Below are 21809 nucleotides of genomic sequence, written 5' to 3' on the forward strand. Positions count from 1 at the left end.
TCCGATTTTGGTGTAAGGCTCGTCGAGTTTTTTGTGGGAAGAATGCTTGAAGCGTGTGAGGGAGCCACCACCCGCCAAGTCCGGCAGGTGGTGAGCAATTGCCTGATCGAGAGCTGATCAGGCGAAGGTCAATCAATATTCCCAGAACATCCGCTGCAGTTCTTTGCTGTCGTTGGTCTTGGTCAGTGCGACCATCGCCAGGATGCGGGCTTTTTGCGGGTTCAGGTCGTGAGCGACAACCCAGTCATATTTGTCGTCAGGCTGTTCGGCGTTTCGCAGGACAAAACCGCCGGCATTGACATGGGACGAACGAATGATCTGCACGCCATCCTTGCGCAAGGCTTGCAGGGAAGGGACCACGCGAGAGGATACCGAACCGTTGCCCGTGCCGGCGTGGATGATCGCTTTGGCACCGGATTGGGCGAGTGCCTTGTAGGCGGTATCGCTGACGTTGCCGTAGGAGTAGGCGATTTCGACGTCAGGCAGGCTCTTGATGTTCTTGATATCGAATTCCGAATCCATGGTGTGACGCTTGGCCGGCAGGCGGAACCAGTAGGATTTTCCTTCGACGACCATGCCCAGCGGGCCCCAGGCACTTTTGAATGCTTCGGTCTTGATGTTGATCATCTTGCTGACGTCGCGACCGGACTGGATCTCGTCGTTCATGGTGACCAGCACGCCTTTGCCGTGCGCTTCCTTGCTGCTCGCCACGGCTACAGCGTTGTACAGGTTGAGCATGCCGTCTGCCGACATCGCGGTGCCAGGACGCATCGAGCCGACGACGATGATTGGCTTGTCGGTCTTCTCGACGAGGTTCAGGAAGTACGCGGTTTCTTCCAGGGTGTCGGTGCCGTGGGTAATGACGATGCCGTCGACGTCCTTGCTGTCCGCCAGTTCGGAAACGCGACGGCCCAATTGCAGCAGGTTGTCGTTGGTGATGCTTTCCGATGCGATCTGCATGACTTGTTCGCCACGCACGTTAGCCAGTTTGCTCAACTCGGGAATGCCGGCGATCAGTTGTTCGATACCGACTTTCGCTGCCTGATAGGTGGCGCTGTTTGCGGCGCTCGCGCCGGCGCCGGCGATCGTGCCGCCCGTAGCGAGGACAACGACGTTGGCCAGTTTGGTCTGGGTTTCGACTTCTTTTGCCTGAAGGGCAGTGGGCAGGAGCAGCAGTAGGGCCAATGCGCCCGGAACCAAGGTATTGAAAGCAGATTTCATTATTTTTCTCTCTAGTCGTGAGACGGTGCTGATGCAGGTTCATCTAGATGCGCCCCAAGCCGATCTGAATGCTTGGGGTGCAGGGAGGGGAGCAGGATTCATACCATGGGTAATGTGCCCGCGGAAAATGTTTAACCCGATGATTTAAATCAATATTTGTCGAGAGACGGAATGTTCTTGCGGACTGTTCCATCCGGGATTCCGAACGACGGACGGATTCGTGTTCGGCTCACCGATAGGCAATCGCTTAACGCCTGCTGAATAGCAAATACCCGCTAAAGAAATGTGCTCTCAGGCCGATGCGTCCTCAAGGAAACCAAATCTTAGGAGTTCACATGTCACTGACGGTCGGTTTTGCCAATCCCGCTGCAGTCACCATCGGCGGTAAAACTGCAGCGACGATCAACACCCTGAACGACGCGACCAATGAGGCAGCGGCGCAGGCGCTGGGTACCGAGAAGACCGAAACAAATCAGGTCAGAACCGGTGGCGGTCCTGTACAGCAAGAGAGCAAAACCGAGAGCGGCGGCAACCAGAGCGTCACCGTCAAGACGTTGCTCAAGCGCATGCAGGAGTTGCAGAAGCAGCTTCAGGAACAGCAGCAGCAATTGGCCGCAGCGCAGGCTGCGAGTTATCCAACGCCCGAAGCCAAGTCCCAGGCCATCATGTCCATTCAGGGGCAGATCGCGCAGACCAGCGCGGCAATGACGGAAGTCGCCGGTGCACTGGTCAAGGAAATGTCCAAGGGCGCCAGTGGTGGCCTGGTCAACACCACCGCGTAATGTGTCGTAGGGGCGAGTCAGCGATTCGCCCTACAACAAATGACGATTTCTGATTGTTGACAAAAGTCGGCGGGATTCTCATAGTTCGATCTACGCAAACGTTTGCGCGGCTTCAACAGGGCTGATGTACACGGCCGTGACGTAGCTTACGTCAGCGCAAACGTTGCTCACAATAATCATAAGATCGGAGTGAACCCATGAAGCTGCCCTTCGCCGCACGTCTTCTTGCTGTCGCTATGCTGGCTACTACCGCCGCTGCACTACCTGTCTCTTCGGCGTTCGCCGAATCTGCGGAAAAACCCAAGGTCGCGTTGGTCATGAAATCCCTGGCCAATGAATTCTTCCTGACCATGGAAGACGGCGCCAAGGCCTATCAGAAAGAACACTCCGCCGATTTCGATCTGATCTCCAACGGAATCAAGGACGAAACCGACACCGCCGGGCAGACCCGCATCGTCGAACAAATGATCCTGGCCAAGGTGAACGCACTGGTGATCGCGCCTTCTGACTCCAAAGCCATGGTGCCGGTGATCAAGAAGGCTGTGGACGCCGGTATCACCGTAATCAACATCGACAATCAGCTCGATCCCGCCGTGGTAAAAAGCAAAAACATCACCGTGCCGTTCGTAGGGCCGGACAACCGCAAGGGTGCGCGTCTGGTTGGCGAATACCTGGCCAAACAACTGAAGGCGGGCGACCAGGTCGGCATCATCGAAGGCGTGTCCACCACCACCAACGCGCAGGCGCGCACGGCCGGTTTCAAGGACGCGATGGAAGCCGCGCAGATCAAAGTGGTCTCGCTGCAATCCGGTGATTGGGAGATCGACAAGGGCAACAAGGTTGCGGCTTCGATCCTCAGCGAATACCCGGACGTCAAAGCGCTGCTGGCCGGTAACGACAGCATGGCGGTCGGCGCCGTTTCCGCGGTCCGTGCCGCCGGCAAGGCGGGCCAGGTTCAGGTCGTCGGTTACGACAACATCAACGCGATCAAGCCAATGCTCAAGGACGGTCGCGTGCTGGCTACGGCTGACCAGTTTGCTGCCAAGCAAGCCGTGTTCGGCATCGAAACCGCGCTGAAGATCATCAAGGGCGAAAAAGTCGACAGCGGTGCCAACGGCGTGATCGAAACACCGGTCGAGCTGGTCACCAAGTAAGTCCTCTGGCGATACAACGGCGCTCGTCCGTCCGGGCGAGCGCGTGGAGATTCCTATGTCAGTTTCCGCTCCGAACGCTGTCCTCTCGGTCAGCGGTATCGGCAAGACCTATGCGCAACCGGTGCTCACCGGCATCGATCTGACGCTGATGCGCGGTGAAGTACTGGCGCTGACCGGCGAAAATGGTGCCGGCAAAAGTACCCTGTCGAAAATCATTGGTGGTCTGGTCACGCCCACCACTGGCCAGATGCAATTCCAGGGCAGGGACTACCGTCCGGGCAGCCGTACCCAGGCTGAAGAGCTTGGCGTGCGCATGGTCATGCAAGAACTCAATCTGTTGCCGACGCTGTCGGTTGCGGAAAACCTCTTTCTGGATAATCTGCCGAGCAGCGCTGGCTGGATCAGCCGCAAGCAATTGCGCAAGGCGGCGATCGAAGCCATGGCGCAGGTCGGCCTTGATGCGATCGATCCGGACACGCTGGTCGGCGAACTCGGTATCGGTCACCAGCAGATGGTCGAAATCGCGCGCAACCTGATCGGCGACTGCCACGTGCTGATCCTCGATGAGCCGACCGCGATGCTCACGGCGCGCGAAGTCGAAATGCTCTTCGAGCAGATCACCCGATTGCAGGCCCGTGGCGTTTCCATCATTTATATTTCCCACCGCCTCGAAGAACTGGCGCGCGTGGCACAGCGCATTGCTGTGCTGCGTGACGGCAATCTGGTCTGCGTCGAGCCGATGGCCAACTACAACAGCGAGCAACTGGTCACCTTGATGGTCGGTCGCGAACTGGGCGAACACATCGACATGGGGCCGCGCAAGATCGGTGCTCCGGCGTTGACGGTCACCGGCCTGACGCGTTCGGACAAAGTCCGTGACGTCTCCTTCGAAGTGCGTGCCGGAGAGATTTACGGCATTTCCGGGTTGATCGGGGCAGGGCGCACGGAATTGCTGCGGCTGATCTTCGGTGCCGACACGGCCGACAGCGGAACCATCGCGCTCGGCTCCCCGGCCAAAGTTGTGAGTGTTCGCTCGCCAGTGGATGCCGTGCGCAATGGCATTGCCCTGATCACCGAGGATCGCAAGGGCGAAGGGCTGCTGCTCGGTCAATCGATCAGCGCCAACATTGCCTTGGGCAACATGCCGGAAATATCCAGTGGCGGGTTCATCAATGACGGCGACGAAATCTCCCTGGCACAGCGTCAGATCGAGGCCATGCGCATCCGCAGTTCGAGCCCGACGCAATTGGTCTCGGAGCTGTCGGGCGGCAATCAGCAGAAGGTCGTGATCGGCCGCTGGCTGGAACGCGACTGCTCAGTGCTGCTGTTCGACGAGCCGACTCGCGGTATCGACGTCGGCGCCAAGTTCGACATTTACGGTTTGCTCGGCGAACTGACCCGTCAGGGCAAAGCGCTGGTCGTGGTATCCAGTGACCTGCGCGAGTTGATGTTGATCTGCGACCGGATCGGCGTGCTCTCGGCGGGGCGCCTGATCGACACCTTCGAGCGCGACAGCTGGACCCAGGATGATTTGCTTGCCGCCGCATTCGCCGGCTACCAAAAACGTGATGCGTTGCTCAACGAAGCAGCGCCTAGGGATCTCCCATGAAAACTGCATCCTCTGCCAGTAAACGTAGTGGCAATTTTTTCGGCCTGGGTACTTACCTGGGCCTGGCCGGTGCCTTGCTGGCGATGATTGCGCTGTTCTCGGTCCTGAGCAGCCATTTCCTCTCGTACAACACGTTCAGCACCCTGGCCAACCAGATTCCCGACCTGATGGTGCTGGCAGTGGGCATGACCTTCGTGCTGATCATCGGCGGCATCGACCTGTCGGTTGGCTCGGTGCTGGCGCTGGCTGCATCTACGGTCAGCGTTGCGATTCTCGGTTGGGGCTGGAGCGTTTTACCGGCAGCCCTGCTCGGCATGGCCGTAGCGGCTCTGGCCGGGACCATCACGGGCTCGATCACCGTGGCCTGGCGGATTCCGTCGTTCATCGTGTCCCTCGGCGTGCTGGAGATGGCCCGCGGTGTGGCCTATCAGATGACCGGCTCGCGTACCGCTTACATTGGTGATGCGTTTGCCTGGCTGTCGAATCCGATCGCGTTCGGTATTTCCCCCTCGTTCATCATCGCTTTGCTGGTGATTTTCATCGCGCAGGCGGTTTTGACCCGCACCGTTTTCGGTCGCTACCTGATCGGCATCGGCACCAACGAAGAAGCGGTGCGTCTGGCCGGGATCAATCCCAAGCCCTACAAGATTCTGGTGTTCAGCCTGATGGGTTTGCTGGCGGGCATCGCTGCGCTGTTTCAGATTTCGCGTCTGGAAGCGGCTGACCCGAACGCAGGTTCGGGCCTGGAGCTGCAAGTGATCGCGGCCGTGGTCATCGGCGGCACCAGCCTGATGGGTGGTCGCGGTTCGGTGATCAGCACTTTCTTTGGCGTGTTGATCATTTCCGTCCTCGCTGCCGGACTCGCACAGATTGGTGCGACGGAGCCGACCAAGCGCATTATTACCGGTGCGGTGATCGTCATCGCCGTGGTGCTCGACACCTATCGCAGTCAACGCGCCAGTCGCCGGGGCTGAACCATGGCAACGATCAAGGATGTAGCGGCACTCGCGGGCATTTCCTACACGACCGTGTCGCACGTGGTAAACAACACCCGCCCGGTGAGTCAGGAAGTGCGGCGCAAAGTGGAGGCGGCGATCAAGAGCCTCGACTACGTACCCAGTGCCGTGGCGCGCTCGCTGAAAGCCAAAACCACGGCGACCATCGGCCTGCTGGTGCCCAACAGCCTCAACCCGTACTTCGCCGAATTGGCGCGGGGAATCGAGGATTATTGCGAGCGTAATGGCTACTGCGTGATCCTCTGCAACTCCGACGACAACCCGGAAAAGCAGCGCAGTTATTTGCGCGTGTTGCTGGAAAAGCGCATCGACGGCTTGATCGTTGCCTCCGCCGGCGGTGACAGCGGTCTGGCAGAAGGGCTGGCGGGCGTGAAGACGCCGATGGTGATCGTCGACCGTGGCCTGGAGGGTGTGAATGCCGATCTGGTGCGCATCGATCACGAATACGGCGCTTATCTGGCGACGCGCCACCTGCTTGAGTTGGGGCATCGCGACATCGCCACCATCGGCGGCCCGGCGAGCACCAGCGTGGCGCAAATGCGTCAGGCCGGTTATTGCCGGGCGCTGCAAGAGGCGGGAATCGAGGCGCGCGAAGAGCGCATGCTCGAAAGCGATTTCACCAGCACCGGTGGTTACAACGCCGCCGCACGGCTGCTTGAAAGCAATCCGCCGAGTGCGATTTTTGCCGGTAACGACATGATTGGCATAGGTGTGCTGCGTGCAGCGGCCGAACGTAACGTGCGGGTGCCGGCCGAGTTATCGGTGATCGGCTTCGATGACATTCAAATGAGTCGTTATGTCTATCCGGCGCTGACCACGGTCGGCCAGTCGATCCTGCAACTCGGCGAAATGGCTGCCGAAGTGCTCTTGCGAAGAATTGCTGCGCCTGATTCAGGTACCGAGCAACGCATCGTGACTCCCAGCATTGTCCTGCGCGAATCGACCGCGCCGCTGTCCGGCGTGTTCACCGAATATCGCTGAAACCGAATTGATGAGTAGTGATGTATGCCAGCAAATGTAGTGGTAATAGGCAGTCTGAACATGGATCTGGTCACCCGGGCGCCACGGCTGCCTCGCGGCGGTGAAACACTGATCGGTCATACCTTCGCCACGGTTTCCGGCGGCAAGGGCGCCAATCAGGCAGTTGCCGCAGCGCGCCTGGGCGCGCAGGTGGCGATGATCGGTTGCGTCGGAAATGACGACTATGGTGTGCGGTTGCGCGATGCGTTGCTGGCCGAGCACATCGATTGCCAGGCTGTCAGCGTCGTGGAGGATTCCAGTGGCGTAGCGCTGATTGTGGTCGATGACAACAGCCAGAACGCCATCGTGATTGTCGCCGGTGCCAACGGCGCGATGACCCCGGCAGTTATCGACCGTTTTGATGCGGTGTTGCAGGCCGCCGATGTGGTGATCTGCCAGCTCGAGATTCCCGATGCGACGGTCGGACATGCGCTCAAGCGTGCGCGTGAACTGGGCAAAACCGTAATCCTCAACCCGGCGCCGGCCAGTCGCCCGTTGCCGGCAGACTGGTTCGCCGCCATCGACTATCTGATTCCCAATGAGAGCGAAGCAGCCGCATTGAGCGGTCTCTCTGTCGACTCGCTGCAGTCGGCAGAAACGGCCGCCACTCAATTGATTGCCATGGGCGCGGGCAAAGTCATCGTCACGTTAGGCGCGCAGGGTTCGTTGTTCGCCGATGGCAAAGGCTTCGAACATTTTCCCGCACCGACCGTGAAGGCGGTGGACACCACGGCGGCGGGCGACACCTTTGTCGGTGGTTTCGCTGCAGCGCTGGCCAATGGCAAGTCTGAGGCGGAGGCGATTCGCTATGGCCAGATTGCTGCTGCACTGTCGGTCACCCGTGCCGGTGCGCAACCCTCCATTCCAACCATGTCCGAAGTACAGGCGTTCAGACCCGCATGAAAAAGACTCCTTTGCTCAACGTCGCGCTGTCGCGACTGATCGCATCTCTTGGCCACGGTGACATGGTCGTGATTGGCGACGCCGGTTTGCCGGTGCCGCCGGGTGTCGAATTGATCGATCTGGCGCTGACCCATGGCATCCCTGATTTCGTCAGCACACTGAAAGTCGTGCTCAGCGAAATGCAGGTGGAAAGCCATGTGCTGGCCAAGGAGATCTTCGACAAGCAACCGACGGCACTGGCGGATCTGGACGCCTTGAACGAAGAGGGTGCGCTGGGCCGTAGGGATCTGCTCACCCACGAACAGTTCAAGGTGCTGAGCCGACAGGCCAGGGCGATCATTCGTACAGGAGAATGTCAGCCGTACTGCAACATCGTTCTGGTCGCCGGGGTTACATTCTGATTTCCGATTCACCTGCACAAGGAATGCGCCATGCAACGCTATGCTGAAAAACTTCACCAACTGATCCGGAGCCTGCTGCTTGTGTCCGTGCTAACTGCGACCGGCGCTCAGGCGGCGGAAAAAATCGACCTGATCATCGACACCGATCCTGGCGCTGACGACGTGGTCGCCTTGCTGTTCGCTCTGGCGTCGCCGGATGAACTGAATATTCGCGCGCTGACGACGGTGGCCGGGAATGTGCGCCTGGACAAGACTTCGCGTAACGCGCGATTGGCTCGCGAATGGGCAGGGCGCGAAGACGTACCGGTTTACGCCGGCGCGCCGAAACCGCTGATGCGCACGCCGATCTACGCCGAGAACATTCATGGCAAGGAAGGCTTGTCGGGCGTTACGGTTCACGAACCGAAAAAAGGCCTGGCGAAAGGCAATGCGGTCAATTATCTGATCGACACCCTTAAATCGGCCAAGCCACACAGCATCACCATCGCCATGCTCGGTCCGCAGACCAATCTGGCGCTGGCGCTGATCCAGGAGCCCGAGATCGTTCAGGGCATCAAGGAAGTGGTGATCATGGGCGGGGCGCATTTCAACGGTGGCAACATCACCCCCGTCGCAGAATTCAACCTGTTCGCTGATCCACAGGCTGCCGAGGTGGTGCTCAAGAGCGGGGTGAAGCTGACGTATCTGCCGCTGGACGTGACGCACAAGATCCTCACCAGTGATGCACGCCTGAAGCAGATTGCCGCGCTGAACAACAATGCGAGCAAGATCGTTGGCGACATTCTCAACGAATACATCAAGGGCGATATGGAGCACTACGGCATTCCCGGCGGGCCGGTGCATGACGCGACTGTTGTGGCGTACCTGCTCAAGCCTGAGCTGTTTACCGGTCGGGCGGTCAATGTCGTGGTGGATAGTCGGGAAGGTCCGACATTCGGCCAGACCATTGTCGACTGGTACGACGGTCTGAAAGCACCGAAGAATGCGTTCTGGGTCGAAAATGGCGATGCCCAGGGATTCTTTGATCTGCTGACCGAGCGCCTGAAGCGCCTCAAATAAGTCCGCTGACCCGCAGGCCCCTGCCTGCGGGTTTCACTGGGCGTGTTCGGCCGATACGGTCGGGTATCGTTCGAATACCTGATTGATGAATTGCTGCGCCGCCTCGATTCCCAGCTCCTTGACCAACAGGTCGATGCCGATCAGCGCCAGCTCTTCCGTCGTACCAGGACTGTAAGAGCTGTGTCCGTCTGCCCATTTGGCTTTGATGTCGGCGTCGATGCTGAGGCTGGTCATGAGAAGGCTCGAAGGTCAGGGTGTCTGTTTTTCGAGTTAACCATTTTGCGCGGCGTTTGGCACTGCGACTTAGGCATGAGCGGAGTGCTATGCGACACTTGGTCTTTTACGGCCTACCAAGGACCCTGTTGTGCAGATCGATCTGAATACCCCTGACGGCCTCACGCTCGACGCTGTGCGCCAATTGCTCGCCGCGGGCAGCGACGACGAACATACTCAATTGCGCGTGACCAAGGGCGGCATCGCCTATTTGTCCAGCGTGACTGGCGGGCAGGACATTGACGGTCTGCTGTTTCGTCTTGAAACCTGGGCGAAAGGCTCGGGCTATGTCGGCAAGGTCGCGGCCAGCGATGAAGTCTGGGTCATGCAGATTTTCAACGCGCTCAGGGACAACTGGCCGAATCCGCCCTTTGACTACATCGACGTTTATTAAGCGTCGTTAATATTCAGTCACGATTGTTTGATGAGCCGGGCAGGGCAGCTCAGGCACACTCGGCATTTTTCCGCTCGTGGGGCAGGGCATGGCTCTGGCCGTGAAACCAAACGCCGAGATGGCGGTCGCACGATCTCTGCTTAAACATTTGAAAACAAGGAGGCTTCATGCCTTTGAAGTTCGCGACACTGGGTGCACTTATGGCCGCTGCTCTATTGGCCGGTTGCAGCACAACCTCCAGCGAGTCGGCAAAGGAGCCCGTGGCGGCTGAATCCGGAAATAGCCGCTGCGAAGCATCGGCAGCACAATTTGCCGTTGGCAAGAAAGCATCCCCTGAGCTGCTGGATCAGGCGCGTGCCAAGGCTGGAGCGCAAAATGCGCGTTTCCTCAAGCCGAACGACATGATCACGCTGGAATATCGCTCCGACCGCCTGAACCTGAACACTGACAACAGCCTGGTGGTTACCCGCGTCAACTGCGGCTGAGCGCTTTTGTGTCAGGCATAAAAAACCCCGTCACCTGGACGGGGTTTTTTTAGTGCGCCGAGAAATTACTCTGGGCGAACCTGTGCAGCTTGCATACCCTTTTGGCCTTTCTCAGCCACGAAAGAGACGGTCTGGCCTTCTTTCAGGCTTTTGAAACCGTCGGATTCGATAGCTTTGAAGTGTACGAACAGGTCGTCACCGCCACCTTGAGGAGTGATGAAGCCGAAGCCTTTTTCATCGTTGAACCATTTAACGGTGCCGGTTTGGCGATTAGACATGGTGTATCTCCAAGAAACATATATTTTCAGTAGTACTGTGCTGCTCAGGCCAACTGGGCACACCCGGGTATCATAGTCGAAATGTTCGCTTTGGTAGCCCCCCGGACGTGCTGTTTGCCAATCAGTCGTGTTTTCTTTACCGCCTGTTTCTGCTGAAAGCCCCGGTTTGAAAGGCTTGCAGCGAAACGTAAAGACGATAAAAAAACCTGTAAAACCTGCATAAATCGTTCAAAAAGGCTCATTTCCAACACTTTTTTCGGCCTTTCAAGCGATCAGGATGCTCGGTTTTGTTATTTTTTCGCCGGGGTATTTGCCTTGCATTTGGCGATCTGACCAAGGGCTTTCTGCTGCAGTTCCGGAGCCGCCTTGTTGTCCATCAATGCCTGAATATCGCTGGCCGGATAGGACTTGATGGCGTCAGCACCGCAAGCGCAGTGCGATTTCGCTGCAGCAGCACCGATTTGTGGGGTGGCAGCCTGGGTGCACTGGGCCATGTACTTCTCGCGCTCGCCCTTCGGCCAGTCGGCATGGGCGCTCAGTGGCAGCAGCAGAACGACGGGGGCGACGGCGGCGAATAAGCTTTTCAGACGCATCGAGGATGCTCCTTGTGGGTCAATGTCTTGTTATCTGAGGGCGCAAAGGCCGATCAAGTTCAGCACTCTGGCATAAAAACGGACATTTGGCCTTCTGCCAAATCAGGGCGTGAGCGACCGCTCATCTGTGCTAGCATGCCGGGCTCAAGCGTTCTCAGGCTTCGGATGACCTTCAGTCCCGAAGCGGTCGGCGTGCGAATTTTTCCGATTTGAATCCCAGTCACTCTGGTTCGGTTTTCCGGTTGGCCGCAAGGCTCCTGCCGCTGTAAGGCAGGCGTTCGTCATTGAATGGCCTGGATCGGATCTTGTACTGGCTCATCCCAACCCACGTGACCTTTGGTAGGGGTCACCACTAGGAGAGGAGGCGCCATGCCAACTATTACTCTTCCCGACGGCAGTCAACGTTCATTCGATCACCCGGTTTCCGTAGCCGAGGTCGCCGCATCCATTGGTGCAGGCCTGGCCAAAGCCACGCTCGCCGGCAAGGTCAATGGCCAACTGGTCGACGCCAGCGACATCATCAGCAGCGACGCGACCCTGCAAATCATTACGCCAAAGGATGAAGAGGGGCTGGAGATCATTCGCCACTCTTGCGCGCACCTGGTCGGCCACGCGGTCAAGCAGCTGTACCCGACCGCGAAAATGGTCATCGGCCCGGTCATCGACGAAGGCTTCTATTACGACATCGCCTACGAGCGTCCTTTCACGCCGGAAGACATGGCGGCCATCGAACAGCGCATGCAGCAGCTGATCGAGAAGGATTACGACGTCATCAAGAAAGTCACTCCGCGCGCCGAAGTGATCGAAGTGTTCAAGGCTCGCGGCGAAGACTACAAGCTGCGCCTGGTCGAAGACATGCCGAACGAACAGACCATGGGTCTGTACTATCACGAAGAATACGTCGACATGTGCCGCGGTCCGCACGTGCCGAACACGCGCTTCCTGAAATCCTTCAAGCTGACCAAGCTGTCGGGTGCCTACTGGCGCGGCGACGCCAAGAACGAGCAATTGCAGCGCGTTTACGGCACCGCCTGGGCTGACAAGAAGCAGCTGGCAGCTTACATCCAGCGCATCGAAGAAGCCGAGAAGCGCGATCACCGCAAGATCGGCAAGCGCCTGGGCCTGTTCCACACCCAGGAAGAATCCCCGGGCATGGTGTTCTGGCACCCGAACGGCTGGACTTTGTACCAAGTGCTCGAGCAGTACATGCGCAAGATCCAGCGTGACAACGGCTACCTTGAGATCAAGACCCCTCAAGTCGTTGACCGCAGCCTGTGGGAGAAATCCGGGCACTGGGCCAACTACGCCGACAACATGTTCACCACTCAGTCGGAAAACCGCGACTACGCGATCAAGCCGATGAACTGCCCGTGCCACGTGCAGGTGTTCAATCAGGGCCTGAAGAGCTACCGCGAGTTGCCGATGCGCCTGGCCGAGTTCGGTGCCTGCCACCGTAACGAGCCGTCGGGTGCGTTGCACGGCATCATGCGCGTGCGAGCGTTCACTCAGGACGACGCGCACATCTTCTGCACCGAAGAGCAGATGCAGGCCGAGTCCGCTGCGTTCATCAAGCTGACCATGGACGTCTATCGCGATTTCGGCTTTACCGAAGTCGAGATGAAACTGTCCACTCGTCCGGAAAAACGCGTTGGCTCCGACGAACTGTGGGATCGCGCTGAGGCCGCATTGGCTGCAGCCCTTGATTCCGCTGGCTTGCCATACGATCTGCAGCCGGGCGAGGGTGCTTTCTACGGTCCGAAGATCGAATTTTCGCTGAAAGATTGTCTCGGTCGCGTGTGGCAGTGTGGTACCTTGCAGCTCGATTTTAACCTGCCTGTCCGTTTGGGCGCTGAATACGTCTCCGAAGACAACAGCCGCAAACACCCTGTGATGCTGCACCGGGCGATCCTCGGCTCGTTCGAGCGTTTCGTCGGGATTCTGATCGAGCACTACGAAGGTGCTTTCCCTGCGTGGCTCGCGCCAACCCAGGCGGTGATCATGAATATCACTGATAAACAGGCAGATTTTGTTGCAGAGGTTGAAAAAACTCTCAACGAAAGCGGATTTCGTGCCAAGTCCGACTTGAGAAATGAAAAGATCGGCTTTAAAATCCGCGAGCATACTTTGCTCAAGGTTCCCTATCTTTTGGTTATCGGAGATAAGGAAGTCGAGATGCAGACTGTCGCTGTGCGTACTCGTGAAGGTGCTGACCTGGGCTCGATGCCCGTCGCCCGGTTCGCTGAGTTTCTCGCGCAAGCGGTTTCCCGGCGTGGTCGCCCAGATTCGGAGTAATTATTATTAAGCGTGAAATGAGACAAGATAAACGAGCTGCACCGAAAGCCCCGATCAACGAGAATATCTCGGCACGCGAGGTTCGGTTAATTGGCGCTGATGGCGAGCAGATTGGCATCGTCTCGATTGATGAAGCGCTTCGTATCGCTGAAGAAGCAAAGCTTGATCTGGTGGAAATTTCCGCCGACGCAGTCCCGCCTGTTTGCCGGGTGATGGACTACGGCAAGTCGATCTTCGAGAAGAAGAAGCAGATTGCCGCGGCGAAGAAAAACCAGAAGCAGATTCAGGTTAAAGAAATCAAGTTTCGTCCAGGGACGGAGGAAGGGGATTACCAGGTAAAACTGCGCAACCTGGTACGTTTCCTGAGTGACGGGGACAGGGCCAAGGTATCCTTGCGATTCCGCGGCCGTGAGATGGCCCACCAGGAGCTGGGGATGGAACTCCTCAAGCGGGTTGAACAAGACCTGCTCGAGTACGGTTCGGTCGAACAGCATCCTAAGATGGAAGGACGCCAGCTGATCATGGTCATCGCCCCGAAAAAGAAGAAGTAATCAACAGGGCACGGCAGGCCTTCTGATTATGTTTATCAACTGAATGCGGAGTATCCGAACATGCCAAAAATGAAAACCAAAAGTGGTGCTGCCAAGCGGTTTCTGAAAACTGCTAACGGCATCAAGCACAAGCACGCTTTCAAGAGCCACATCCTGACTAAAATGTCGACCAAGCGTAAGCGTCAACTGCGCGGTAGCAGCTTGCTGCATCCGTCTGACGTGGCAAAAGTCGAGCGCATGCTGCGCCTTCGTTAATTTAGTCAAGAATAGAGGAAGTAACTCATGGCTCGTGTAAAGCGTGGCGTCATTGCCCGTAAGCGTCACAAAAAAATTCTGAAACTTGCTAAAGGCTACTACGGCGCACGCTCCCGCGTATTCCGTGTTGCCAAGCAAGCGGTAATCAAGGCAGGCCAATACGCCTACCGTGACCGTCGTCAGAAAAAACGTCAGTTCCGCGCTCTGTGGATCGCTCGTATCAACGCTGGTGCTCGTGTTAACGGTCTGTCCTACAGCCGTTTCATCGCTGGCCTGAAAAAAGCGTCCATCGAGATCGACCGCAAGGTTCTGGCTGATCTGGCAGTGAACGAAAAAGCGGCGTTTGCTGCGATTGTCGAGAAAGCTAAAGCCACCTTGGCTTAAGTACCCCCGACAGTCACCCGGCCTCACCTCTGTGGGGCCAGGTGTTAAACGTCATAAATAGGGGAAGAGCCTACAAGCTCTTCCCCTATTTTGTATCTGGAGTCTGTACATGGAAAACCTGGATGCGCTGGTCTCTCAAGCACTAGAGGCTGTGCAAAGCGCTGAAGATATCAATGCCCTGGAGCAAATCCGGGTTCAATACCTTGGCAAGAAGGGCGAATTGACTCAGGTGATGAAGACCCTGGGGAATCTGCCGGCCGAAGAGCGTCCGCAAGTCGGTGCGCTGATCAACGTTGCCAAGGAACGTGTTACAGGCGTTCTCAATGCGCGCATGGCCCTGTTTGAAGAAGCCGAACTGGCTGCCAAACTGTCCGCCGAATCCATCGACGTGACATTGCCGGGCCGTGGCCAGACCTCTGGTGGTCTGCATCCGGTCACCCGGACTCTGGAGCGTGTCGAGCAGTTCTTCACCCGCATCGGCTACGGCATCGCCGAAGGCCCAGAGGTTGAAGACGACTATCACAACTTCGAAGCGCTCAACATCCCAGGCCATCACCCGGCCCGGTCGATGCATGACACCTTCTATTTCAATGCCAACATGTTGCTGCGCACCCATACCTCGCCGGTACAGGTCCGCACCATGGAATCGAAGCAGCCGCCGATCCGCATCGTCTGCCCTGGCCGCGTATATCGCAGCGACTCCGATATCACCCATTCGCCGATGTTCCACCAGGTCGAAGGCCTGCTGGTTGATCGCGATATCAATTTTGCCGATCTCAAAGGCACCATCGAAGAATTCCTGCGGGTGTTCTTCGAGAAAGAACTGGCCGTACGTTTCCGTCCTTCGTACTTCCCGTTCACCGAGCCATCCGCCGAAGTCGATATGGAATGCGTGATGTGCAGCGGTAAAGGCTGCCGCGTCTGCAAGCAGACCGGCTGGCTGGAAGTGATGGGCTGCGGCATGGTTCACCCGAACGTGCTGCGCATGTCCGGCATCGACCCGGAAGAATTCTCCGGCTTTGCCTTCGGCATGGGCGTCGAGCGTCTGGCCATGCTCCGTTACGGCGTGAACGACTTGCGTCTGTTCTTCGACAACGACTTGCGGTTCCTCGCGCAATTTCGCTAGTCGTAACGAATTCTTAGGAGAGCAGGATGAAATTCAGTGAACAATGGCTGCGTGGCTGGGTTAGCCCGCAGGTAGATCGCGACGAGCTGGTTGCCCGTCTGTCGATGGCCGGTCTTGAGGTCGATAGTGTTACTCCGGCCGCCGGTGTATTCAGTGGTGTCGTGGTGGGCGAGGTGCTGAGCACTGAGCAGCACCCGGACGCCGACAAGTTGCGTGTGTGCCAGGTCAGCAATGGCGCGGAAACCTTTCAGGTCGTGTGCGGAGCGCCAAATGTGCGCCCGGGCCTGAAGATTCCGTTCGCCATGATCGGCGCAGAACTGCCGGGCGACTTCAAGATCAAGAAAGCCAAGCTGCGCGGCGTCGAGTCCAACGGCATGCTGTGCTCGCAAGCCGAGTTGCAGGTCGGTGAAGGCAACGACGGTCTGATGGAGCTGCCGGCCGACGCGCCAGTAGGCGAAGACTTCCGTGTGTACCTGGATCTGGAAGACGCCAGCATCGAGGTCGACCTGACCCCGAACCGCGGCGATTGCCTGTCCCTGGCCGGTCTGGCCCGTGAAGTCGGCGCGCTGTACGCCGTGCCGGTAAGCCGCCCTGCGGTGGCTGCGGTTGCAGCGGTGCACGACGAAGTGCGTTCGGTTGAGGTGCTGGCGCCAGCCGCCTGTCCACGTTACTTGGGGCGGGTCATCCGCAACGTCGATCTGTCGAAGCCAACCCCGCTGTGGATGGTTGAGCGTCTGCGTCGCGCTGACGTACGCAGCATCGACGCTGCGGTCGACATCACCAACTACGTGATGCTCGAACTGGGTCAGCCGCTACACGCCTTCGATCTCGCCGAAATCAATGGCGGCATTCGTGTGCGCATGGCGGAAGAGGGTGAGAAGCTGGTGCTGCTCGACGGTCAGGAAGTCAGCCTGCGTAGCGATACGCTGGTGATCGCCGACCACACTCGTGCGCTGGCGATCGCTGGTGTCATGGGTGGCGAGCACAGCGGCGTTTCCGCAACCACGCGTGATGTGTTCCTCGAATCTGCGTTCTTCGATCAGATTGCAGTGGCTGGCAAGGCACGTTCCTACGGCCTGCACACCGACGCGTCGCATCGTTACGAGCGCGGGGTTGACTGGCAGCTGGCCCGTGAGGCCATGGAACGAGCCACTGGCCTGCTGCTGGAAATCACCGGCGGCGAAGCTGGCCCAATCATCGAGGCCGTCAGCGAGCAACATCTGCCGTCGATCGCGCCGATTACTCTGCGTGCCCAGCGCATCACTCAGATGCTCGGTATGGAGATGGATTCGGCACAGGTCGAGCGTCTGCTCAGCGCCCTGGGCCTGAACATTACCGCTGACGGAGAAGGGCAGTGGCGCGTCGAAGTGCCAAGCCATCGCTTCGATATCAGTCTCGAAGTCGACCTGATCGAAGAGCTGGCTCGTCTGTACGGCTACAATCGTCTGCCGGTTCGCTACCCCCAAGCGCGTCTTGCGCCACAAGCCAAGGCCGAAGCGCGTAGCGATCTGCCTGAGCTGCGCCGGTTGCTGGTCGCCCGTGGTTATCAGGAAGCGATCACCTACAGCTTCATCGATCCGAAGCAGTTCGAGCTGTTCAATCCAGGCGTCGAGCCGCTTTTGCTGGCCAATCCGATCTCCAACGACATGGCTGCCATGCGTTCGTCGCTGTGGCCAGGTCTGGTCAAGGCTCTGCAGCACAACCTCAACCGCCAGCAGGACCGTGTGCGTCTGTTCGAGAGCGGCCTGCGCTTCGTCGGTCAGCTTGAAGGCTTGAAGCAGGAGCCGATGCTATCCGGGGTTGTCTGCGGTAGCCGCTTGCCGGAAGGCTGGGCGCAGGGTCGCGATACCGTCGACTTCTTCGATGTGAAGGCCGATGTTGAAGCGGTACTGGGTTTCGCCGGTGCCCTGGACTCGTTCACCTTCGCACCGGGCAAACACCCGGCGCTGCATCCGGGTCAGACTGCGCGCATCGAGCGTGACGGTCGTGAAGTAGGCTTTATCGGTGCTATTCACCCTGAGCTGTCGAAAACACTGGGTCTGGATCGTCCGGTATTCGTCTTCGAGCTGGTTCTGGCGGAAGTGGCGCTCGGTAAAATGCCGAAATTCCACGAGTTGTCGCGCTTTCCTGAAGTGCGTCGTGACCTTGCACTGATCGCGCACAAAGACGTCGCGGCCTCGGCTGTGCTGGACGTAATCCGTGAAAATGCAGGCGAATGGCTCACAGAGCTCAGGCTGTTTGACGTGTATCAGGGTAAAGGTATTGATCCTGATAGAAAAAGCCTTGCAGTCGGCTTGACCTGGCAGCATCCATCGCGCACTCTTAATGACGATGAGGTGAATTCGACGACGCAAAATATCCTCACCTCGCTCGAACAAAGGTTGAACGCCACGTTAAGGAAGTGACGTATGGGGGCTTTGACGAAAGCTGAGATGGCGGAACGTCTGTATGAAGAGCTGGGCCTGAACAAGCGGGAAGCCAAGGAATTGGTTGAGCTGTTTTTCGAGGAAATCAGGCACGCTCTTGAAGACAACGAGCAGGTCAAATTGTCCGGTTTCGGCAATTTCGACCTTCGGGACAAACGCCAGCGGCCTGGCCGCAACCCGAAAACGGGGGAAGAAATCCCGATCACGGCTCGCCGTGTGGTCACCTTTCGTCCAGGGCAGAAGTTGAAGGCCCGAGTTGAGGCTTATGCTGGAACCAAGTCATAACGACGAACTACCCGTCATCCCGGGCAAACGCTACTTCACCATCGGTGAAGTCAGCGAGCTGTGCGCCGTAAAGCCACACGTACTGCGCTATTGGGAGCAGGAGTTTCCTCAGCTCAACCCCGTCAAACGCCGCGGAAACCGCCGGTATTATCAGCGCCAGGACGTGCTGATGATCCGGCAGATCCGCGCGCTCCTTTACGATCAGGGTTTCACCATCGGCGGCGCGCGTCTGCGCCTCTCCGGCGACGAAGCCAAAGACGACACCACCCAGTACAAACAGATGATTCGGCAGATGATTGCCGAACTGGAAGATGTGCTTGTGGTGCTCAAGAAATAAAAAGCTGCGTTTGAATACTTCCAGTTTTCAAAAGCTTGCGATATATTCTTGAGCGTTCTTCGAGATGAAGAACGAAATGCAACATCAGTCGGGGCGTAGCGCAGTCCGGTAGCGCACTAGCATGGGGTGCTAGGGGTCGAGTGTTCGAATCACTCCGTCCCGACCATATTTTTCAATGACTTAGGCCAATGTTCAAAGCATTGGCCTTTTTCATGTGCGTGAGATTTGCGAATGGAGTCGAGTCATGGATAAGGCGTTCAAACAGCCAATGTTTGTTGTTGGGCTGCCACTTGCAATTTGCGGCTTTGTTTTCGGCCTTAATGGTCTTCTCGTCAGCGGAACCTTTGCGTACGTCGCGCCGGGCCTATTGATACCTGGCTTGGCTTTCATGTTGATAGGTTGGCTGCAACGCAATAAATGATTTATCGGACACCCGGCCTCGTCGTTGCACGGGGCTTTTTTATGCCCGCTCGTCGAGCAGATCGCACTCTGAATCCGCGCGCCTTCTCTCAACAATAAGCGCAGCCCCTGCGCCACTGACGGGAGAGAATGATGATCGACGACAACAACGGCCCGGAAGCGCCATATCCGGGACCAGGCGAGCAAACACCTGACTCTGGCGAGGGTCATGACTCCGGTCTGGAGCAAGCTGACTCTGAGCCAAAGCAGGGTACCGACGAACGACCAGAGGACTGGAATCCGCCACCCGGAAATCCTGGCTCTGATCAAGATGCCCAGACAGGCCGGAATAACGGCGGCGCGAAATAGCCGCCATCAATCGATATCGACCCGGCCATCGCGCCGGGTTTTTATTGCCATCGAACATGCTACCAACGTAGCCGGGATGGATAGGGAGAAGGTCATCTAGGCGTCAGGGGCGAATGCGAGCGGCGCCGGCGGCTGGATGCTTCGATCCAGGCGCCGGCAACAAGCATGTTCACTCTACGATGCAAATCCAGCGGTGGTTGTATCGGTAAGGTGCGCGGGTGAAATGGACGTCTGAGACCATCTTCATGCCGCGCTCTTGAAGCGCTTCGGTCAGTTGTACGAGTGTCTCTGCCTGGATAGTCATTGCTGTCACCTCGTCAGATTTACTACGTTCATAATTCTTGACCGAGAGATCAGCCGGCTAATTCATTTTTTCTACGGAGATCATTGAGCCTGGGTAATCAGGGGCGCTGCACTTCACTTCGTGCCTGCGATCTCAGCCCACTCAAGCCCGAAGCGCCCCAAATACTTCCTCAGCCGATCAGCATCATTGGGCTGAGCCTTGGCCTGCCGGGAAACACCGAACAGCTGTCGACCGGCATCCGACAGACTATTTGCCTGTCGGCACACCTCAAGAACTGCCTTCAGTTGCAAACGGTCGAACAAGTCCATCTTCTCGCCATCTCCCGGCAACTCGTCTGACACCGCAGTGGGTTGCGCCAGGCCCCACGCATACCGCAATCGATCAATCTCATCGTCTACCTGCTCTTCATCGATGCGCCCGCTGTCGGCCAAAGTCGCCATCCGCGTGATCGATGCGGACAGTTCGCGAAAGTTGCCCAGCCAGGCTGCTTCGCGTGAGCTGGCGAAGTCCAGGTAGCGTCGGCGCGCTTCGAGATTGAAGCGCACCCGTTGCCCATGTTCGCGAGCGTGGCGTTCCAGTTCGAAGTCGATGTTCGGCTCGATATCTTCGCGGCGGCCGGCGAGGCCGGGCAGGTCGAACGTCCACAGGTTGATCCGAGCGTACAGGTCTTCGCGAAACATTCCCTCGGCGACTCGGCTGCGCAAGTCGCGGTGGGTGCCGGCGATGATCAGGAAATCACTCTCCACTTCCTTGTCCGAACCCAGCGGGAAGAAGCGTTTCTCTTCGATGGCCTTCAACAGCATTGCTTGTTCGTCTGCGCCAAGCTCGCCGATCTCGTCGAGAAACAACATTCCACCATTGGCAGCGCGCAGCAGGCCTTCGCGAGCGTTCTGTGCGCCGGTGAAGGCACCTTTGACGTGACCAAACAAGGCAGACATTGCGCCGTCGCCCCGCAGGGTGGCGCAATTGACTTCGACAAAGCGTCCCTGCATCTGATGGCGATTGCGTTTGAGTTCGTAGATGCGTCGGGCCAGGAAGGATTTGCCGGCGCCGGTCGGGCCAATCAGCAACATTGGTGCTCTGGAGCGCACCGCTACGCGCTCGATCTGCTCAATGGAGCGGTTAAATGCAGCGTTGCGCGTGGCGATACCGGACTTTAAAAACTCCAGGCCTTCGAGGCGCTTGCTGGCGAAGCGTGAGGCGATGCGATCATAGCGCGACAGGTCGAGATCGATCAGCGCATGGGTGCCGCAGGCGGGCTCGTTATCGCTGTTGCGCTTGGCGGGGGAGGTCTGGATCAGTCTGGCCGGCAGATAGCGCGCTTCGGTGAGCAGGAACCAGCAGATCTGCGCGACGTGGGTGCCGGTGGTGATGTGTACAAGGTAATCCTCGGTCTCAGTGTCGAAGCTGTAAGCAGTGGTGAAATCGTGCAGGGCGCCGTAGACCTCCTCGAAATCCCAGGGATCGCGCAGCGACATTGGATGCAGGCGCACTTCGGTGCCTGGAGATGTCTGCTGAATATCAACAGTAATGCGCTCCGCGAGGCTCACGTCGCGGGCATCGAGGCCGTGGATCAGTTCAAGTCGATGAATCGGCAGATCTGTTTGCTGGCACAGGCCTACTGTGGGGCGCCAGTGACTCCAGCGGTTGCCAGCTTTGTTGACGCGATCGAGGGTGGCTCCGATAAATCCGATGGCGACCGTGCGTTTGCTGGACATGCTTATCTCATAAGAGAAATGACGATATTCAATGATAATTTTCCAAGGCGTGTTTGTCTCTGATGGGTTTCAAGTCGCCAGTTACAATTCAGATAAACCGTTCAAAAACATAGAGTTAGAAAATATGTAGAGAGAAAGTCATGAGCTGGCACAGCGGCTGCACTGCTGATGGAAA

General features: G+C 57.9%; 24 protein-coding genes and 1 tRNA gene. 20 read left to right on the forward strand and 5 right to left on the reverse strand.

Going from position 1 to position 21809, the window contains the following annotated elements:
* Positions 1-132 precede the first annotated feature (132 nt).
* On the reverse strand, positions 133-1221 hold the full coding sequence (locus AEQ63_RS14645; protein WP_039762072.1) for an asparaginase: 1089 nt from the start codon (positions 1219-1221) through the stop codon (positions 133-135).
* Between the two features lie 335 nt (positions 1222-1556).
* Here AEQ63_RS14645 and AEQ63_RS14650 point away from each other — a divergent pair, with 335 nt between their 5' ends.
* The 8 genes from AEQ63_RS14650 (at position 1557) to AEQ63_RS14685 (ending at position 9165) form a co-directional block, all read left to right on the forward strand.
* Positions 1557-2003, forward strand: a complete 447-nt coding sequence (locus AEQ63_RS14650; RefSeq protein ID WP_042609445.1) for a hypothetical protein — start codon at positions 1557-1559, stop codon at positions 2001-2003.
* Between the two features lie 197 nt (positions 2004-2200).
* On the forward strand, positions 2201-3157 hold the full coding sequence (locus AEQ63_RS14655) for a sugar ABC transporter substrate-binding protein (RefSeq protein WP_064363934.1): 957 nt from the start codon (positions 2201-2203) through the stop codon (positions 3155-3157).
* 55 nt (positions 3158-3212) lie between these two features.
* Complete coding sequence (locus AEQ63_RS14660) at positions 3213-4766, forward strand: sugar ABC transporter ATP-binding protein (protein WP_064363935.1); 1554 nt, start codon at positions 3213-3215, stop codon at positions 4764-4766.
* On the forward strand, positions 4763-5740 hold the full coding sequence (locus AEQ63_RS14665) for an ABC transporter permease (protein ID WP_016774040.1): 978 nt from the start codon (positions 4763-4765) through the stop codon (positions 5738-5740). The genes AEQ63_RS14660 and AEQ63_RS14665 overlap by 4 nt, the downstream gene beginning before the upstream one ends.
* 3 nt (positions 5741-5743) lie before the next feature.
* Positions 5744-6763, forward strand: coding sequence for a LacI family DNA-binding transcriptional regulator (locus AEQ63_RS14670; protein WP_064363936.1), 1020 nt, complete (start codon positions 5744-5746; stop codon positions 6761-6763).
* 24 nt (positions 6764-6787) lie between these two features.
* Complete coding sequence (gene rbsK, locus AEQ63_RS14675) at positions 6788-7705, forward strand: ribokinase (protein WP_042609449.1); 918 nt, start codon at positions 6788-6790, stop codon at positions 7703-7705.
* Complete coding sequence (rbsD, locus tag AEQ63_RS14680) at positions 7702-8106, forward strand: D-ribose pyranase (RefSeq protein WP_041478553.1); 405 nt, start codon at positions 7702-7704, stop codon at positions 8104-8106. Before rbsK ends, rbsD begins: the two co-directional genes overlap by 4 nt.
* 30 nt (positions 8107-8136) lie before the next feature.
* A complete protein-coding gene (locus AEQ63_RS14685; RefSeq protein ID WP_064363937.1) occupies positions 8137-9165 on the forward strand; it encodes a nucleoside hydrolase in 1029 nt (342 codons plus the stop codon).
* A gap of 33 nt (positions 9166-9198) precedes the next feature.
* Here AEQ63_RS14685 and AEQ63_RS14690 read toward each other — a convergent pair whose 3' ends face one another.
* Positions 9199-9399 carry a hypothetical protein gene (locus AEQ63_RS14690; protein WP_042609451.1) on the reverse strand — a complete coding sequence of 67 codons (201 nt, stop codon included), beginning with the start codon at positions 9397-9399 and terminating at the stop codon, positions 9199-9201.
* 130 nt (positions 9400-9529) lie between these two features.
* Here AEQ63_RS14690 and AEQ63_RS14695 point away from each other — a divergent pair, with 130 nt between their 5' ends.
* The gene (locus tag AEQ63_RS14695; RefSeq protein WP_042609452.1) at positions 9530-9832 is read left to right on the forward strand and encodes a hypothetical protein; all 303 of its coding nucleotides are present in this window, start codon (positions 9530-9532) and stop codon (positions 9830-9832) included.
* A gap of 167 nt (positions 9833-9999) precedes the next feature.
* The gene (locus AEQ63_RS14700; protein WP_042609453.1) at positions 10000-10317 is read left to right on the forward strand and encodes an I78 family peptidase inhibitor; all 318 of its coding nucleotides are present in this window, start codon (positions 10000-10002) and stop codon (positions 10315-10317) included.
* A 65-nt stretch (positions 10318-10382) separates the two neighbouring features.
* On the opposite strand, the gene AEQ63_RS14705 is transcribed toward AEQ63_RS14700, so the two are convergent.
* Entirely contained in the window at positions 10383-10595 is a 213-nt protein-coding gene (locus AEQ63_RS14705) for a cold-shock protein (RefSeq protein ID WP_003179963.1), read from the reverse strand.
* 290 nt (positions 10596-10885) lie between these two features.
* Positions 10886-11188, reverse strand: coding sequence for a hypothetical protein (locus tag AEQ63_RS14710; RefSeq protein WP_042609454.1), 303 nt, complete (start codon positions 11186-11188; stop codon positions 10886-10888).
* A gap of 369 nt (positions 11189-11557) precedes the next feature.
* On the opposite strand from AEQ63_RS14710, the gene thrS reads away from it, so the two are divergent.
* From thrS to AEQ63_RS28790, 10 genes are all read left to right on the forward strand, one after another.
* On the forward strand, positions 11558-13480 hold the full coding sequence (gene thrS, locus AEQ63_RS14715; RefSeq protein ID WP_042609455.1) for a threonine--tRNA ligase: 1923 nt from the start codon (positions 11558-11560) through the stop codon (positions 13478-13480).
* The gene (gene infC / locus AEQ63_RS14720; RefSeq protein ID WP_169432615.1) at positions 13480-14031 is read left to right on the forward strand and encodes a translation initiation factor IF-3; all 552 of its coding nucleotides are present in this window, start codon (positions 13480-13482) and stop codon (positions 14029-14031) included. The genes thrS and infC overlap by 1 nt, the downstream gene beginning before the upstream one ends.
* Positions 14032-14091: 60 nt before the next feature.
* Positions 14092-14286, forward strand: a complete 195-nt coding sequence (gene rpmI, locus AEQ63_RS14725) for a 50S ribosomal protein L35 (protein ID WP_002553160.1) — start codon at positions 14092-14094, stop codon at positions 14284-14286.
* A gap of 27 nt (positions 14287-14313) precedes the next feature.
* Positions 14314-14670, forward strand: coding sequence for a 50S ribosomal protein L20 (gene rplT / locus AEQ63_RS14730; RefSeq protein ID WP_002553161.1), 357 nt, complete (start codon positions 14314-14316; stop codon positions 14668-14670).
* Positions 14671-14779: 109 nt separating this feature from the next.
* Positions 14780-15796, forward strand: coding sequence for a phenylalanine--tRNA ligase subunit alpha (gene pheS / locus AEQ63_RS14735; protein WP_003226365.1), 1017 nt, complete (start codon positions 14780-14782; stop codon positions 15794-15796).
* Positions 15797-15822: 26 nt separating this feature from the next.
* A complete protein-coding gene (gene pheT, locus AEQ63_RS14740; protein ID WP_064363938.1) occupies positions 15823-18201 on the forward strand; it encodes a phenylalanine--tRNA ligase subunit beta in 2379 nt (792 codons plus the stop codon).
* 3 nt (positions 18202-18204) lie between these two features.
* Positions 18205-18507, forward strand: coding sequence for an integration host factor subunit alpha (gene ihfA, locus AEQ63_RS14745; protein WP_002553164.1), 303 nt, complete (start codon positions 18205-18207; stop codon positions 18505-18507).
* Positions 18488-18844, forward strand: coding sequence for a MerR family transcriptional regulator (locus tag AEQ63_RS14750; RefSeq protein ID WP_003179985.1), 357 nt, complete (start codon positions 18488-18490; stop codon positions 18842-18844). The genes ihfA and AEQ63_RS14750 overlap by 20 nt, the downstream gene beginning before the upstream one ends.
* 89 nt (positions 18845-18933) lie before the next feature.
* Positions 18934-19010: transfer RNA gene (locus AEQ63_RS14755), tRNA-Pro, on the forward strand.
* Between the two features lie 78 nt (positions 19011-19088).
* Positions 19089-19265, forward strand: a complete 177-nt coding sequence (locus AEQ63_RS28790) for a hypothetical protein (RefSeq protein ID WP_165839172.1) — start codon at positions 19089-19091, stop codon at positions 19263-19265.
* Between the two features lie 764 nt (positions 19266-20029).
* On the opposite strand, the gene rtcR is transcribed toward AEQ63_RS28790, so the two are convergent.
* Positions 20030-21634 carry an RNA repair transcriptional activator RtcR gene (gene rtcR / locus AEQ63_RS14765; RefSeq protein ID WP_064363940.1) on the reverse strand — a complete coding sequence of 535 codons (1605 nt, stop codon included), beginning with the start codon at positions 21632-21634 and terminating at the stop codon, positions 20030-20032.
* Positions 21635-21809 lie beyond the last annotated feature (175 nt).

Source organism: Pseudomonas sp. RIT-PI-o, from assembly GCF_001297215.1.
Lineage (GTDB): Bacteria > Pseudomonadota > Gammaproteobacteria > Pseudomonadales > Pseudomonadaceae > Aquipseudomonas > Aquipseudomonas moraviensis_A.